Source organism: Vibrio rarus (assembly GCF_024347075.1).
GTDB lineage: Bacteria > Pseudomonadota > Gammaproteobacteria > Enterobacterales > Vibrionaceae > Vibrio > Vibrio rarus.
The window spans coordinates 666,775-680,907 of the sequence record NZ_AP024900.1 but is presented as its reverse complement, the minus strand read 5'-3'; the positions used below and the strand labels follow the sequence as shown (position 1 = coordinate 680,907).

13 protein-coding genes are annotated in these 14,133 nt (G+C 42.1%); 9 read left to right on the top strand and 4 right to left on the bottom strand.

Translation table 11 applies throughout. The annotated features are described in order from the left end of the window. Positions 1 to 46 precede the first annotated feature (46 nt). Genes OCU56_RS03185 through lnt form a run of 4 tightly spaced genes read left to right on the top strand, consistent with a single transcriptional unit; the run spans position 47 to position 4,169 of the window. Positions 47 to 1,153, top strand: a complete 1,107-nt coding sequence (locus tag OCU56_RS03185; protein WP_261874130.1) for a PhoH family protein — start codon at positions 47 to 49, stop codon at positions 1,151 to 1,153. Continuing rightward, positions 1,154 to 1,618 (top strand): rRNA maturation RNase YbeY, encoded by a 465-nt coding sequence (gene ybeY, locus OCU56_RS03180; RefSeq protein ID WP_261874129.1) that lies wholly within the window; start codon positions 1,154 to 1,156, stop codon positions 1,616 to 1,618. Positions 1,619 to 1,677: 59 nt separating this feature from the next. Continuing rightward, positions 1,678 to 2,574, top strand: coding sequence for a CNNM family magnesium/cobalt transport protein CorC (gene corC / locus OCU56_RS03175; RefSeq protein ID WP_261874128.1), 897 nt, complete (start codon positions 1,678 to 1,680; stop codon positions 2,572 to 2,574). A gap of 53 nt (positions 2,575 to 2,627) precedes the next feature. Next, positions 2,628 to 4,169, top strand: coding sequence for an apolipoprotein N-acyltransferase (lnt, locus tag OCU56_RS03170; RefSeq protein ID WP_261874127.1), 1,542 nt, complete (start codon positions 2,628 to 2,630; stop codon positions 4,167 to 4,169). 69 nt (positions 4,170 to 4,238) lie between these two features. Here the strand turns inward: lnt and OCU56_RS03165 are convergent, their stop codons facing one another. Then, positions 4,239 to 4,709, bottom strand: a complete 471-nt coding sequence (locus OCU56_RS03165; protein WP_261874126.1) for a zinc ribbon-containing protein — start codon at positions 4,707 to 4,709, stop codon at positions 4,239 to 4,241. Positions 4,710 to 4,968: 259 nt separating this feature from the next. On the opposite strand from OCU56_RS03165, the gene OCU56_RS03160 reads away from it, so the two are divergent. Next, positions 4,969 to 5,709 carry a DUF1499 domain-containing protein gene (locus OCU56_RS03160; protein ID WP_261874125.1) on the top strand — a complete coding sequence of 247 codons (741 nt, stop codon included), beginning with the start codon at positions 4,969 to 4,971 and terminating at the stop codon, positions 5,707 to 5,709. A 71-nt stretch (positions 5,710 to 5,780) separates the two neighbouring features. Here OCU56_RS03160 and OCU56_RS03155 read toward each other — a convergent pair whose 3' ends face one another. Next, positions 5,781 to 6,341 carry a ricin-type beta-trefoil lectin domain protein gene (locus OCU56_RS03155; RefSeq protein ID WP_261874124.1) on the bottom strand — a complete coding sequence of 187 codons (561 nt, stop codon included), beginning with the start codon at positions 6,339 to 6,341 and terminating at the stop codon, positions 5,781 to 5,783. Positions 6,342 to 6,926: 585 nt separating this feature from the next. Between OCU56_RS03155 and OCU56_RS03145 the strand changes: the two genes are divergently transcribed. Then, positions 6,927 to 7,175, top strand: coding sequence for a type II toxin-antitoxin system Phd/YefM family antitoxin (locus OCU56_RS03145; protein WP_261874123.1), 249 nt, complete (start codon positions 6,927 to 6,929; stop codon positions 7,173 to 7,175). Continuing rightward, positions 7,165 to 7,455 carry a type II toxin-antitoxin system RelE family toxin gene (locus OCU56_RS03140; protein ID WP_261874122.1) on the top strand — a complete coding sequence of 97 codons (291 nt, stop codon included), beginning with the start codon at positions 7,165 to 7,167 and terminating at the stop codon, positions 7,453 to 7,455. Before OCU56_RS03145 ends, OCU56_RS03140 begins: the two co-directional genes overlap by 11 nt. Before the next feature lie 136 nt (positions 7,456 to 7,591). On the opposite strand, the gene OCU56_RS03135 is transcribed toward OCU56_RS03140, so the two are convergent. Continuing rightward, positions 7,592 to 8,188, bottom strand: coding sequence for a hypothetical protein (locus OCU56_RS03135; RefSeq protein ID WP_261874121.1), 597 nt, complete (start codon positions 8,186 to 8,188; stop codon positions 7,592 to 7,594). A 393-nt stretch (positions 8,189 to 8,581) separates the two neighbouring features. Continuing rightward, entirely contained in the window at positions 8,582 to 9,055 is a 474-nt protein-coding gene (locus tag OCU56_RS03130; RefSeq protein ID WP_261874120.1) for a MarR family winged helix-turn-helix transcriptional regulator, read from the bottom strand. 555 nt (positions 9,056 to 9,610) lie between these two features. Between OCU56_RS03130 and OCU56_RS03125 the strand changes: the two genes are divergently transcribed. Together OCU56_RS03125 and OCU56_RS03120 are read left to right on the top strand one after the other, a co-directional pair. Then, positions 9,611 to 10,762: an efflux RND transporter periplasmic adaptor subunit gene (locus OCU56_RS03125; protein WP_390904850.1), complete on the top strand. Its 1,152-nt coding sequence runs from the start codon at positions 9,611 to 9,613 to the stop codon at positions 10,760 to 10,762. Positions 10,763 to 10,764: 2 nt separating this feature from the next. After that, positions 10,765 to 13,887, top strand: a complete 3,123-nt coding sequence (locus OCU56_RS03120; protein ID WP_261874118.1) for an efflux RND transporter permease subunit — start codon at positions 10,765 to 10,767, stop codon at positions 13,885 to 13,887. Positions 13,888 to 14,133: the final 246 nt, after the last annotated feature.

The window sequence follows — 14,133 nt, the reverse complement described above, 5'->3', positions numbered from 1 at the left end:
AGAGCCCATTTGGGCTCTTATTAGATAAAGCATATGCGAGGCAGAATTGAGCAATAAAATTGTCACTCTAGAAATTGACCTAGAACCAGCGAACAATCAACGTCTTACCAGCCTTTGTGGCCCTTTCGATGATAATATTAAACATCTAGAACGCAGACTGGGCGTTGAAATCAACCACCGCGGCAATACGTTCTCTATTGTCGGTCAAGCGCATACGGCCTCTGCCGGCTTTGATATCCTTAAGCGTCTCTATGTTCAAACCGCTCCAGTACGTGGCGTGATTGGCGATATAGAGCCAGAACAAGTGCACCTTGAAGTCAAAGAAAGTGGTGTCTTAGAGCAAGTGATAGAGTCTGAATTTACCCCAGGTAAAGAAGTCTTTATCAAAACCAAAAAAGGCGTCATTAAACCTCGCACTCCCAACCAAGCTCAATACCTACAAAACATGGTCACCCATGATATTACCTTTGGTGTAGGTCCTGCGGGTACAGGTAAAACCTATCTTGCTGTTGCGGCCGCTGTTGATGCATTAGAGCGTCAAGAAATTCGACGTATCTTATTAACCCGTCCCGCCGTTGAAGCGGGTGAGAAACTGGGCTTTTTACCCGGCGATCTTAGCCAAAAAGTAGATCCTTACTTACGCCCTTTATATGACGCGTTATTTGAAATGCTTGGCTTTGAGCGCGTAGAAAAACTCATTGAACGCAACGTGATAGAAGTGGCGCCTCTTGCCTATATGCGTGGACGTACCTTGAATGATGCCTTTATCATCTTAGATGAAAGCCAAAACACCACCATTGAACAAATGAAAATGTTTTTGACTCGAATTGGCTTTAATTCTCGTGCGGTTATCACCGGTGACGTCACGCAAATAGACTTACCTCGCGGGGCAAAATCAGGCCTGCGTCATGCCATTGAAGTGCTTTCTGAAGTGGACGATATTAGCTTTAACTTCTTTATTGCTGACGATGTCGTTCGTCACCCTGTCGTGGCACGTATTGTTAACGCCTATGACAAATGGGAAGTACAAGATCAAAAAGAAAAGAAAGCCATTGAGCAACGCCGTCAACAAGAGCGCGAAGATCGAGAAGCGAAATTAATTACACAAGCCGCAGTTCAAACTCAACAACAATCACAACTTGTGAGTAAATAAATGGCAATATATCTAGATCTACAATTGGCTGTCGAAGATGACAGCCAATTACCTTCCGAGCAAGATTTTCAAGCTTGGCTTGATTTTACCCTAACTCAATTTCAAGCAGATGCTGAGCTCACTATCCGCATTGTTGAAGATGACGAAAGCCACCAGCTTAACCACGATTATCGAGGCAAAGACAAATCAACCAATGTTTTGTCGTTTCCTTTTGAAGCACCTCCAGGTGTCGAAATTAATTTACTTGGAGATCTTGTCATTTGTAAACAAGTGGTTGAAGATGAAGCCATTCAACAGCAGAAACCATTAAAGGCTCATTGGGCTCACATGGTCGTACATGGTAGTTTACATTTACTGGGATACGATCATATTATCGATGAAGAAGCCGAAGAGATGGAATCTCTAGAAACCGATATCATGCAAGGATTAGGGTTTGAAGACCCTTATATTGCAGAAAAAGAGTAACAACAAACAACGATACAGTGAGCTATTACACATTTGATAGCGCCAACCATTGAGAAGCAATGAACAGCGAAAGCAACTCGTCCTCTACAGAGGGCTCAAAGGAAAAATCAGAAGGTCCGAGTAGGAAATCCTTCTTCGAACGTCTAGTGCAACTTTTTCAAGTAGATCCTAAAGACCGCCAAGAGTTGGTCGACGTCATTCGAGATTCAGAAGAAAACGATCTGATCGACCATGACACAAGGGACATGCTAGAAGGTGTTATGGAAATCGCTGAACAGAGGGTTCGTGACATCATGATCCCACGTTCACAAATGGTAACCGTAGAACGCACAGATGATCTCGATGCACTCATCAACCTCATCACTGATGCTCAGCACTCCCGCTACCCTGTGATCAACGAAGATAAAGATCACGTAGAAGGCATACTGCTAGCTAAAGACTTATTAAAGTATCTAGGTTCAGCTAGTGCCCCGTTCGATATTGAACAAGTCATTCGCCCAGCCGTCGTAGTACCTGAAAGTAAGCGTGTTGATCGCCTACTTAAAGAGTTTCGTGAAGAGCGCTACCATATGGCCATTGTGGTGGACGAATTTGGTGGGGTTTCAGGTTTAATCACCATCGAAGATATTCTTGAAGAAATCGTCGGTGAGATTGAAGATGAGTTTGACGATGAAGAAGAGTTAGAGATCCGCCAACTGAGTAAACATACCTTTGCTGTCAAAGCACTAACAACCATTGAAGAATTCAATGATACCTTTAATACTAAATTCAGTGATGAAGAAGTCGATACCGTGGGTGGGTTAATTATGACTCGCTTTGGTCACCTCCCTAGCCGGGGTGAGATTGTTGAAATCAATGAGTATATGTTTAAGGTTACCTCGGCAGATAATCGCCGTATCATTCAACTGCAGGTTACCGTCCCAGATAAAGAATCTGATAAAGAGCATAGTGATTAACTCACTATTATTTGGCCACGGCTTCCTCCTAGAGAAACAGATTCAATATTAAGATGAAATCATTGATGACTCATCGCCTAACACGGCCGCTTGCGGCCGCTTTTGTTGGCGCTAGCACCACCCTTTCTTTTGCCCCATTTGATCTTTGGCCAATGGCACTCATTAGCCCGTTATTGTTACTGTTGTTACTTAACGGGCAATCATGGCGCGCAGCGACCCTAACCGGTTATCTATGGGGACTGGGGCTATTTGCCACGGGCATCAGTTGGGTACACGTCAGTATTGATAACTTTGGTGGCATGCCTAAAGCGGCCAGCCTGTTGCTCATGATCTTACTGGTGGGCTATTTGGCCATTTACAGCGCATTGTTTGGCGCTTTATACAGCCGTTTTAAAGGCAACCATAATTGGTTTGCTGCCTTATTAGTGACTCCTGCTCTATGGCTCGTTTGTGATTGGCTAAGAGGATGGGCCCTCACCGGTTTCCCTTGGTTGCTGCTCGGTTATAGCCAAATAGACTCCCCACTGGCCGGTCTTGCCCCCATTGGCGGTGTCGACTTTATTAGTATGCTGGTGATGAGTATTGCCAGTAGCCTCGCCATGATCACCGTTCGCCGTCAGTGGAAACAACTGTGGATCCCATTTGGCCTATTTGCCTTGTGCAGTTTAAGCCATTTTTTACACTGGGTGACTCCTGACAACAGCCGCGCACAAACGGTGGCGTTAATTCAAGGTAATGTACAACAAGAAACCAAGTGGCTACCGAGCCAACGTTGGCCAACATTAATGATGTATATGGACCACACCCGTCAAAACTGGGATGCTGATATCATCATCTGGCCAGAAGCGGCTATACCGGCCTTTGAGTACCAAGTAGATTACTTTATGAGTAACCTAGATAAGGCGGCACGAATGAACGACTCTGCTGTTATTACCGGGGTATTAACTCAAAAAGATCACCGAGTTTACTACAACAGTGTCACCACACTTGGCATCACCCCTTCAGGGGAATACGACTACCAACACCAACCTCGTTACTATAAGCACCACTTATTGCCGTTTGGCGAGTTTGTGCCTCTTGAAAAATGGTTAAGACCCTTAGCACCGTTTTTCAATTTGCCTATGTCTTCATTTCATAGTGGCGCATACATCCAAGACAATATTGTGGCTCATGGCATGCACATGGTTGTGGCCCTATGCTATGAAATAATATTTGGACAGCAACTAAGAGATAACGTCACGGACGAAACCGATTACATCTTAACTTTATCCAATGATGCTTGGTTTGGCGATTCCATAGGGCCACTGCAACACATGGCCATCGCTCGAATGAGAGCCCTAGAGTTTGGTATGCCGGTGATTCGTGCCACTAACAACGGCGTAACGGCCATTACCGATTATCAAGGTAACATCACCGCTGAACTGCCTCAGTTTAAAGAAGCGGTATTGCGCGGTACCGTAGTGCCAACAAATGGCAAAACCCCTTATGTATTATTCGGCGGGTTACCACTTAAGATGTTGGTGCTAGTAATTGTACTAAGTGCTCTGTTTCCCACACTGCGGGATAGAGTAAAAAGAGTGAAAGAAAAGCGTTAATGACCTTTGTGGTGTCTGCTCTGTGACGAACATATCTAGCAGAACGCAGGCACCACTAAAGAAGAAAGGCTAAGGGTTCAGCGCCTTGCGTGTGAACTCATTGTGACCACATTGAGTGCATGAGTGAATTTCGGTGACATGATTGTACTGAGTACGATGACCACATTTTTCACAAATTAATACCCCAAGCCCAATTAATTCTCCGGTTTGGTATACACCTTGATGATCCAACTCTTTAAAAAACTCTACCCATTCCAGTTTCGTTTTATCGGTAATATCAAGTAGCGATTGCCACACCGTATTAGCGATCATGAGATAGAAAGGCCCAGATTTACTCTCTTCAAAGCTGCTGGCAAACTCTTGCAAATCCGACTTCACATAAGCTGAGATCAAAGCCAGTTCATCCTTGGTCATGTCATTAGCGGCTTCAACCACCTTTTCTGAGTTGGCAATAACATGGTTTATTTCATCAGGACTATGCTTGAGTGTTTCCACAACATCAGTTAACAACTCTTCGTATCTGGATTGATTTTTTGGCATATACACTCCTTATCAATAGCAATGTCTGCACATAGGAATACATAGACACGCCACTTGCTCTACGTTTATTTTAGTCTGTTATGCCTACGACCGAGTTATCGTTTCTCACAAATTATACAATTTCACTAAAGGGTCTTGTGATTTTAGAGATACTTCACAGAAGATAGCTTAGGTAAATTATTGAAAGCATTAAAAAGTTTACATTCAAGAAGATGCATAATAGCGTATGTCGCGTTAAATAACCGTCAAAGGATAGAAAATGACAAATCGCCGGACATCTCGTATTGGAACATTGATATTAATCATCGCTATACTCGCTGTGCTAGCGGTTGTCGTGATGATCTTTGGGGCTCGTTTAGGCTTATGGGATCCCATTGTTGGTTTTGGCTATATTCGAAATTATCTCAACCCTATGGGCCTCTCTTTGCTCGCTTTAAGCACCCTTGCACTGATCTCCCAATGGGTAACGAGTAACCGTACAGGAGTTATTAAATCATTGGTTGCGATGCTTATTGGTCTAGCCCTCATCGCACCTATGCTTCATGGCCTCATAAAACCTGCGAAACGAGCACCTGCCATTCATGACATTACAACTGACACAGTTAATCCACCCGCATTTTTAGTATTAGATGATACGCGCCAAGGGGCTAAGAACTCTTTGCTTTATGCTGGGGAAAAAGTGGCGACGATACAGAAAAAAGCTTACCCATACATTAAACCAATCCAATCTAACCTATCAGCCACGGATGCCTATAACAAAGCTCTAACTATAGCCAAAGATAAAGGTTGGGAAATTATTGCTCAGCAACCTGAGTTGCGACACTTTGAAGCGACCGCTCAAACGACCTTCTTTGCCTTTAAGGATGATGTGGTTGTTAAAGTTACCCCGATAGACAACCAAAGCCGTGTGGATATTCGTAGTGTGTCCCGAATTGGCAGAAGTGATCGAGGCGTCAATGCTGCTCGCATTGTAGAGTTTACTAAAAGCTTTAATCAATAGCTCAGCATGACGCTGAAAGTGTTTTGAGTTAAGGGGAAAATGGGGAAATAAGATTCCCCATTTTCAGTTTATTAGCTAGCGACAATATCCCACTGCTTCAAAGAATCCTCAGTTTTATCACACTCTGTTAATTTCAGAGTACGTTTAACCCAAGGGCCCGCCTTAATGGTTTTGGTATCAATAGACACACAGCGGTTTTGATCCACATCGAGTCTGATGGTTTTATCTTCTGTGTTGTAATCAAACTTTTGGTGTGGATGGTCATTACACTCAAGTAGAGCGAACTCTGTTTTTCCTGTGGCGAGTAGCACTTGCATACATTGATTTTCGTAAGCGTATGAACGGATTTGTTTTGTTTTTGTATCGTATTCAAAACGTGCATCATTGCTTGAATCATTTCTTGGCGCATTTTTGTCTTTTGAAGGTGGCTTACAAGTGTGCGTATGCATCAACTCAGAGTAGCCACGACCGAAAGTATCTAGACAAAAACCATATCCGTTTGGCTCGTCTAAATTCAAGCTAAGTGCTATGTAAGGTGCTTGTGTTGGAATGTTGAGTTCTTTTGCTGATATATGTCCAGCAGCAAAGATGAATAAAGATAATAATGAAATATTAAAAACGGAAGCGTTCATAGAGTTTCCTTTAAACAATAAGTACGATTATAAAGTGGCTAATTAGATAGTGCGCAATCGCTCTTAAATGAGTTAAGAAGCTTGATATGCAACTGCATTTCGCAAAGATAACAGGATTTTTATGAAGGGCTACTGATTCATCAATTATTTTGATGTTGTGTGATTGTTCGCTCAAATTGACACTTTTATTTTCTGTAACCTCCTGATTAATCAAGCAAACAGCTAGCTCTCCATAGATTGCTGATACATCAATATTGAGTAAACCTGTGGTATAGGGCTCTATTCCCCCCACAAGTCAGGTCAATGTCTACTTGTTTTCCTCTACAGACATTGGCCACGTAGATGATTATTTTTATTGCGTAAGCGCATTTGATATTTTACTAAAGACTTTTAGCATATCTACATCAAACTCAGGCTTAGATGACACTTCTGGGGAGGCTAATCGCACCACAACGACATCTTTAAACACATAAACCAACGCATAGTAAAAATGCCACGCGTTGCGAATCACTCTTAAGCAACTTGTTATACCGCTTGGCTGAGGCTAAAATGACCAAAACAAAGACTACTTAAGAGACCTATTACATGACCTCTAGAATTTTAGCCGATGTAGCTGCAAGTATTACTGAGTTGAAAGCTAACCCTATGAAAGTTGCAACGAGTGCTTACGGTGAACCTGTTGCTGTACTGAACCGAAATGAGCCAGCATTTTATTGCGTACCAGCCGAAGCATACGAAATGATGATGGATAGACTCGAAGATCTTGAACTACTAGCTATCGCTAAAGAGCGTGAATCAGAAGATAGCATTTCGGTAAATATGGATGACCTATAAAGTCAACTTTAAAAAGAGCGCACTCAAAGAGTGGCAAAAGCTTGGCTATACTCTGCAACAACAATTTAAGAAAAAGCTAATCGAGCGCTTAGATAACCCGCATGTTCCGGCTTCAAAACTTTCTGGAGCTGACAATATGTATAAAATTAAGTTGCGTCAATCGGGCTACCGTCTCGTCTACAAAGTTGAAGATGATGTCATCACTGTAACCGTCTTAGCAGTCGGAAAACGAGAACGTAGCGATGTTTACCGTAAAGCCATGAAAAGGTTAGATGATTAATTGCGGTATCAACGCCGCGTTAAGTAGTGAGCAACGCTTCCACCTAAACTATTGCATCGTAAACACCAAAACTCGACTTGAACTGAAAATGCCTCCAACTGTTATTTGCCCTTTTGAGTAACTTGTTATATCTCGTTTAAAAGAACTTCTCCTCAGCCTTCTTGAGAAAATCTCTGTAATATTTTAGGCCTAAGTTTGCGACATCAATTGGTGAAGACCAAGCTAGTTTGATATTCTTATGGGACTTGGGTGGGTTATACCATTTATTTCTATCTTTAACTTTTAGCAATTCAAGTCGCTCAGGAAGATTTTCAATGATTAATGGCTTATTACCTTTATACTCTTGAATCTGGCCGTTATTTATAACCAATCTATCGATATGAGTAACACCCGCACCACCTTCAATATACATTGAACTTGATGCAGCTTGTTTTTCCATTGTTTCTGCTACTGAATGCTGATCTGCATTCCTTGCATGTTTTAAATACTTTAACAATGCGTCTTTCTTCCTCTCTGAGGTAAAAGTTCCTTGCCAAGGTTCAAATCTATTGCGTACATGCTGACAGGCTCTTTCAGCTTTAATCCATACCTTTTCAATTGAGTTTAAATATATTTTCCATTCATCTTCAAAATCTTCTAATGATTCAGTTCGTGTCATACGTTCAATAGCTTTTTCAGCCATACGTAATTCACGTTTAGCGTAATACAGCGGTTCTTTAGAATCAGTGCTCATAACTTCCTTGAGAGATGTATCATTATTAATATCAGGCCGGCTCGTTTTCCCACCAGCCTAAATTACAACAAACCTACCATAACCCACTAAAAATTAAAGAATATATATCAAGTTTCTTATTTCACCGTCACATAGAAACGAGCCGGTCTGTTATCACTTTTTGACGTGGCACGTTATCTTGGGGAGCTTTGGCGTCAACTTACCAATTAATAACTTACTAATTGCTCTAACATACGTTTAGGGTCGTCTGGTGATACAGTCGGTTCACTCATAAAGCGGTGAACAACGCTTCATACGACTTCAGGTCGCACGGGCAGAAGCAAGTTAGGGTAACCTGTCGTCTGATAGCACCGTGATTTTAGCACTGACAGGTCAAGTCCAAACTAATCCCGCTTATTTTTCACTGAGAAAGTGTTCGATATTTTTATTCATACGCTGGATAACTCGTATAAAGACGTCTAACTCCTCAACGGTTGAACCACTGGTTAATATTTGTTCAAGCTGCTGCAAGGTTCTTCGCGTTTCCGGAATCACTTGCTTCCCTTTTTCCGTGCAATAGAGACGAAAAGCTCGCTTATCTTGCTCATCACGCACTTTATGTATGTAACCATTGTCAATCAGCTTCTTAACCGACTTTGCAATCGCCGATTTATCAATGTTCCTCTGGCTCGCAATTCGCTCCTGAGAAGCGCCTTCATCCCAAGCAATCATATTTAAAATGTGGAACTGGCCGTTGCCTAAAGAATACTTATCCAAAAAGTGGGAAAGCAATCTATTCTTATCACGATAGACCTCATCCAACATTTTATCGAAGGAGGTTCGATCCTTATTTGGTCGAGTTGTGTAGTGCTGTTGTTTATCATTCATAAGTTATAAGAGCTTTGCTGGCGACTCACTAAGTTCCTTATACATGAAACAAGTTGACATATCTACTAACTGACCGTAAATTAGCGACATAGTGGATAGGTCTACTAAATAAGTGACACTTTTATGCTGACATTGATGAAATGAATTGGAATAACATTATTGCTTTATCACTTTTGGTTACCGCATCATTCCTTTCAATAAAAGCTCATATTGTGACTGACCCATCCACAACAGTAAGTCATTGTAATCGCTGGCGAATAAAGTCGTACTTTTAGCAAAGCTGAGCCCTTTATTCAATTACGGCATTTGCTTAATACGCCAGTCAATTTCAAACAACCGATGCTTAGGCCATCGCGAACAAATCCGCCCAACGATAAGCCTCTCATTATGAGTAGCCTAGGTGTTGTGGAGGTCAGTAATCGCAGTTAAACGCCCCCGTATCGCGCTATTTAATGCAATGCCTGACCTGTGAAAGTTGGTCCGATTAACTACTTTCATTGCCATGATCGTGCCTATAATTTATTGCTAACATCTTACTTTGTTTAAGGGATTTATATGATTCTATCTAGAACATTCAAATTTTCATTTGTCTTTATACTGCTTTTGGTTATGTCTGGATGTAATGAAAAGCCAAGAATGGAACACAGACCCCCACAAAACATTCATGTTGATACTCTCACCATAGCGCCTACACGATTAAGATTAAGCACTGAATTACCCGGTCGCGTTGTGGCATTTAAAAAAGCAGAAGTTCGCCCTCAGGTGACAGGGATCATTCAAAATCGATTATATCTAGAAGGCAGCCACGTCAAGGCCGGTGATGTGCTGTATCAAATTGATCCTACTGTTTATCAATCAAACGTAAACAGCGCTCAAGCACAGCTTAAAAAAGCTCAATCAAACAAAGATATAGCAGAGAAAGAACTTAAGCGTTATACCAATTTATTACACAAAAAACTCACCAGCCAACAAAGTTATGATGAAGCAAATTCCACCTATTTGCAGGCAAAAGCAGAAGTTGCAATTCGCCAAGCTGATTTGGACTATGCCAATATCGAACTCTCTTATACCAAGATTAAAGCGCCAATATCAGGGCAAGTTGGTTTCTCTAAGGTTTCAGAGGGCTCGTTATTAACCGCAGGTCAAGGGGATTATCTGACGACGATTATTCAAACAGATAATGTCTATGTGGATATGAAGCAATCTTCTGTTGAGCTATATAAACTTCAACAAGAATTTAAAAGTGCGGTCAATAAAAAAGCCACCGTTCCAGTGTCTATTAAGCTAGAAGACGGCTCTGTTTATGATAAACAAGGTCAATTGCAATTTGTTGGCACGTTAGTTGAAGGCTCGACGGGTACAGTAACGTTGCGCGCCATTGCTCCTAATCCAGATAATACCCTATTAGCAGGCATGTATGTTCGAGCTGAAATTGCGATGCCTGAAGCTCGTGATTATCTCGTTATACCACAATCTTCTGTCGTAAGAAGTCAGTCAGGTGAGCCTTCTGTTTTTGTTGTCAGTGAAGACAATAAAACTCAGAAACACACGGTTGTACTGGGTAACGAAGTCGCTAATGGCTGGGTTGTAAAAGAAGGGCTTAAAGCAGGTGATAAAGTCATACTCAACAACCTAACAAATATAAGAGCAAATTTATCCGTCATTATCGATAGCGATACACAATCTAACTCAACAGCTCAGGATTAATTATGTCTCGTTTCTTTCTAAGTAGACCCATTTTTGCTTGGGTAATTGCCATCATTATCATGATTAGCGGTTTAACGGCGATTTTGAATTTACCCGTAGCGCAATACCCTACCATTGCGCCACCAGCGATCACTATTTCGGCGTCATACCCTGGTGCATCGGCCAAAACCATTGAAGACAGCGTCACTCAAGTTATTGAACAGAGTATGACGGGAATAGATAATCTGCTGTATATGTCCTCACGCAGTGACTCTGCGGGCAATGCCTCTATTACTCTGACTTTCAGTGCTGATACCGATCCAGATATTGCTCAAGTACAGGTACAAAATAACTTACAGCAAGCTACCAACCGCCTGCCTATCATTGTGCAAAGCTTAGGGACTTCGGTGAAGAAAAGTACCTCAGGCTTTATGTCAGTGACCAACATTTATTCTCCTGATGGCAGTATGAGTGCTGCCGATATTCAAGATTACGCCAACTCCAATATCAAGGACATTATCAGCCGCGTTAATGGTGTGGGTGATGTGACTATTTTTGGTCCCTCTTACGCAATGAGAATTTGGTTGGACCCAGCCAAGCTATACAGTTATGGTCTCACTCCTGTCGATATTTCTAACGCCGTATCGGTACAAAACAGCCAAGTAACCGTTGGACAACTTGGTGGAGCGCCTGCCACAGACACTCAACTAATTAATGCCACTATTACCGCGCAAAGCTTATTAACCACAGTGGATGAGTTTAAAAACATCCTCATTAAGGTTAATGAAGATGGCTCTCAAGTTCGATTAAAAGATGTGGCGCGTGTTGAACTAGGAAGCCAGGATTCAAGTGTTATCCCTCGCTTCAATGGTTACGACTCTTCAGGTATTGCCATCACTTTAGCTTCTGGTGCTAACTCACTAGAGACTCAGGAGGCCGTTGATGCAAAACTGGCTCAGCTGTCTAAAGGATTTCCGGAAGGATTAGTACTGGCTAAAGCCGTTGATAGTAATGAGTTCATTCGCCTTTCCATCTCTGAAGTGGTTAAGACGCTATTTGAAGCTATCGTACTAGTATTTCTTGTTATTCTGCTGTTTTTGCAAAATTTACGTGCCACGCTAATACCCACTATCGCCATTCCTGTGGTACTGCTGGGAACATTTGGCATTATGGCCATTCTCGGGTTTTCCATTAATACCTTAACCATGTTTGGTTTAGTATTGGCTATCGGTTTGCTCGTGGATGACGCCATTGTCGTCGTAGAGAACGTTGAGCGGATCATGCATGAGGATAACCTGTCTCCTCTTGAAGCTACCAAGAAATCCATGACACAAATTACCAGTGCCTTAATTGGTATTACAATGGTGTTAGCGGTGGTATTAATCCCAATGGCATTTATGTCAGGGTCCACCGGTGTTATCTATCAGCAGTTCTCTCTCACTATTGTATCGGCAATGGTATTGTCTGTATTAGTCGCTCTAGTGCTCACACCGGTACTTTGTGCCACTTTACTTAAACCAACCAATAAAGCACCTAGCTTTAAACCATTCCAAGTATTCAATAGCTTATTTGATAAGTTGTCGACCAAATACCGCTCTACTGTACATCATGTACTCTTGCGTCCCATTCGCTTCATAGTGTGCTATTGCTTGTTATTAGCTTGTGCGGCTTACTTATACAACATATTACCTAGCTCTTTCTTACCAAGTGAAGACCAAGGTGATTTTATTATGATGGTACAAGCACCCACAGGTTCAACTCTACGCGAAACCAATGAAGTCATGAGCGACATCAAAACCTATTTTGATGAAAATGAACCCGATAACGTAAAGGCCATTTTTACCGTTGCCGGCTTTAACTTTGCAGGTAAAGGGCAAAACGCAGGTATCGGGTTCGTTAATCTAAAAGACTGGTCTGAAAGAACCGCACCGGGCACTGATGTTAACTCTATAATCCAGCGCGCCATGATGCATTTTTCAACGTATAAAAAGGCTGCGGTATTTGCCTTCTCTAGTCCAGCTATTCGTGAATTGGGACAAGCTTCCGGGTTTGATTTTTACCTCGAAGATACGGGTAATATTGGTCACGACGAACTGATTAAAACTCGTAATCAACTACTAGGGAAAATAGCCCAAAGCCCAGTACTAGCCAAAGTAAGACCCAATGGTTTAGAGGACAATGCTCAGCTATTCCTTGATATCGACTACGAAAAAGCCAAAACATTAGGCATTCAAATCTCCGATATTAACCAATCATTATCCATTGCTTGGGCCTCATCTTATGTGAATGACTTTATTGACCGTGGACGTTCTAAAAAGGTCTATATTCAAGCGGACGCTCAATACCGCATGACGCCAGAGGATCTGAACCATTGGTTTGTGCGTAATAACAAACAAGAAATGGTGCCACTTTCTGCATTTAGTTCATCTCATTGGGGGAAAGGCTCACCGCAATTAATTCGTTATAATGGTAATCCTGCCGTTGAGATTTTAGGGGAAGCGGCTCCAGGTTTTAGTACTGGTGAAGCTATGGCTGAAGTAGAAAGGCTGGCAGCAGAACTCTCTAATAATGTGCAAGTCAGCTGGACAGGTATGTCATACCAAGAGCAGGAAGCAGGTAACCAAGCGCCTATTTTGTACGGCATCTCTGTACTGATGGTTTTCCTTTGTTTAGCAGCGCTATATGAAAGCTGGACAATCCCTATTTCAATCATTTTAGTCGTACCACTGGGTATTCTAGGGGCTCTAGCAGCAATCATGCTAAGAGGGATAGAAAACGATGTTTACTTCCAAGTTGGCGTGCTCACCACCGTGGGTCTGACAGCAAAAAATGCGATTCTTATCGTGGAGTTTGCCAAAGAGCTTTATGAAAAAGGGGCAAGCTTACTGGATGCAACCATCAAAGCGTGTGAAATGCGTTTACGCCCAATCTTGATGACATCCCTAACATTTATATTAGGGGTGCTCCCCTTAGTTATCAGTACTGGAGCCGGAGCGAACGCGCGTAACGCCATAGGTACATCCGTTATGGGTGGTATGATAGCGGCCACCATTTTGGTTATTTACTTTGCTCCGTTGTTTTTTGTGCTCATTCTTAAGTTGTTTAAGTCAGCCATCAATAAAACAGACAGTGATACTCAGTTTTAACCTATAAGTGATGCCCCTTTTGAAATACAAAGTGTTACTCGTGTATTTCTTGGGGCATTCACTCCCCCCTTCTCCATGACGGGCATGCCTAATGCCTGACGTTAAGTAATGAATTAAGCCACTGCACCACGTATTTCATTAACATTACGCAAATATCCTTGCTTAAAGCTAGCTTTGTGGTTGTTGCTTTTCTCTGCATTAGGTATTCTAAGCGGATCTCTTATGAACTGATTTTATCAGTCTCAT

What these genes read in the sequence shown, in the direction of transcription:
- ybeY (WP_261874129.1), top strand. Translation starts at nt 1,154, where the DNA reads ATGGCAATATATCTAGATCTACAATTGGCTGTCGAAGATGACAGCCAA.
- corC (WP_261874128.1), top strand. Translation starts at nt 1,678, where the DNA reads ATGAACAGCGAAAGCAACTCGTCCTCTACAGAGGGCTCAAAGGAAAAA.
- lnt (WP_261874127.1), top strand. Translation starts at nt 2,628, where the DNA reads ATGAAATCATTGATGACTCATCGCCTAACACGGCCGCTTGCGGCCGCT.
- OCU56_RS03165 (WP_261874126.1), bottom strand. Translation starts at nt 4,709, where the DNA reads ATGCCAAAAAATCAATCCAGATACGAAGAGTTGTTAACTGATGTTGTG.
- OCU56_RS03160 (WP_261874125.1), top strand. Translation starts at nt 4,969, where the DNA reads ATGACAAATCGCCGGACATCTCGTATTGGAACATTGATATTAATCATC.
- OCU56_RS03155 (WP_261874124.1), bottom strand. Translation starts at nt 6,341, where the DNA reads ATGAACGCTTCCGTTTTTAATATTTCATTATTATCTTTATTCATCTTT.
- OCU56_RS03145 (WP_261874123.1), top strand. Translation starts at nt 6,927, where the DNA reads ATGACCTCTAGAATTTTAGCCGATGTAGCTGCAAGTATTACTGAGTTG.
- OCU56_RS03140 (WP_261874122.1), top strand. Translation starts at nt 7,165, where the DNA reads ATGACCTATAAAGTCAACTTTAAAAAGAGCGCACTCAAAGAGTGGCAA.
- OCU56_RS03135 (WP_261874121.1), bottom strand. Translation starts at nt 8,188, where the DNA reads ATGAGCACTGATTCTAAAGAACCGCTGTATTACGCTAAACGTGAATTA.
- OCU56_RS03130 (WP_261874120.1), bottom strand. Translation starts at nt 9,055, where the DNA reads ATGAATGATAAACAACAGCACTACACAACTCGACCAAATAAGGATCGA.
- OCU56_RS03125 (WP_390904850.1), top strand. Translation starts at nt 9,611, where the DNA reads ATGATTCTATCTAGAACATTCAAATTTTCATTTGTCTTTATACTGCTT.
- OCU56_RS03120 (WP_261874118.1), top strand. Translation starts at nt 10,765, where the DNA reads ATGTCTCGTTTCTTTCTAAGTAGACCCATTTTTGCTTGGGTAATTGCC.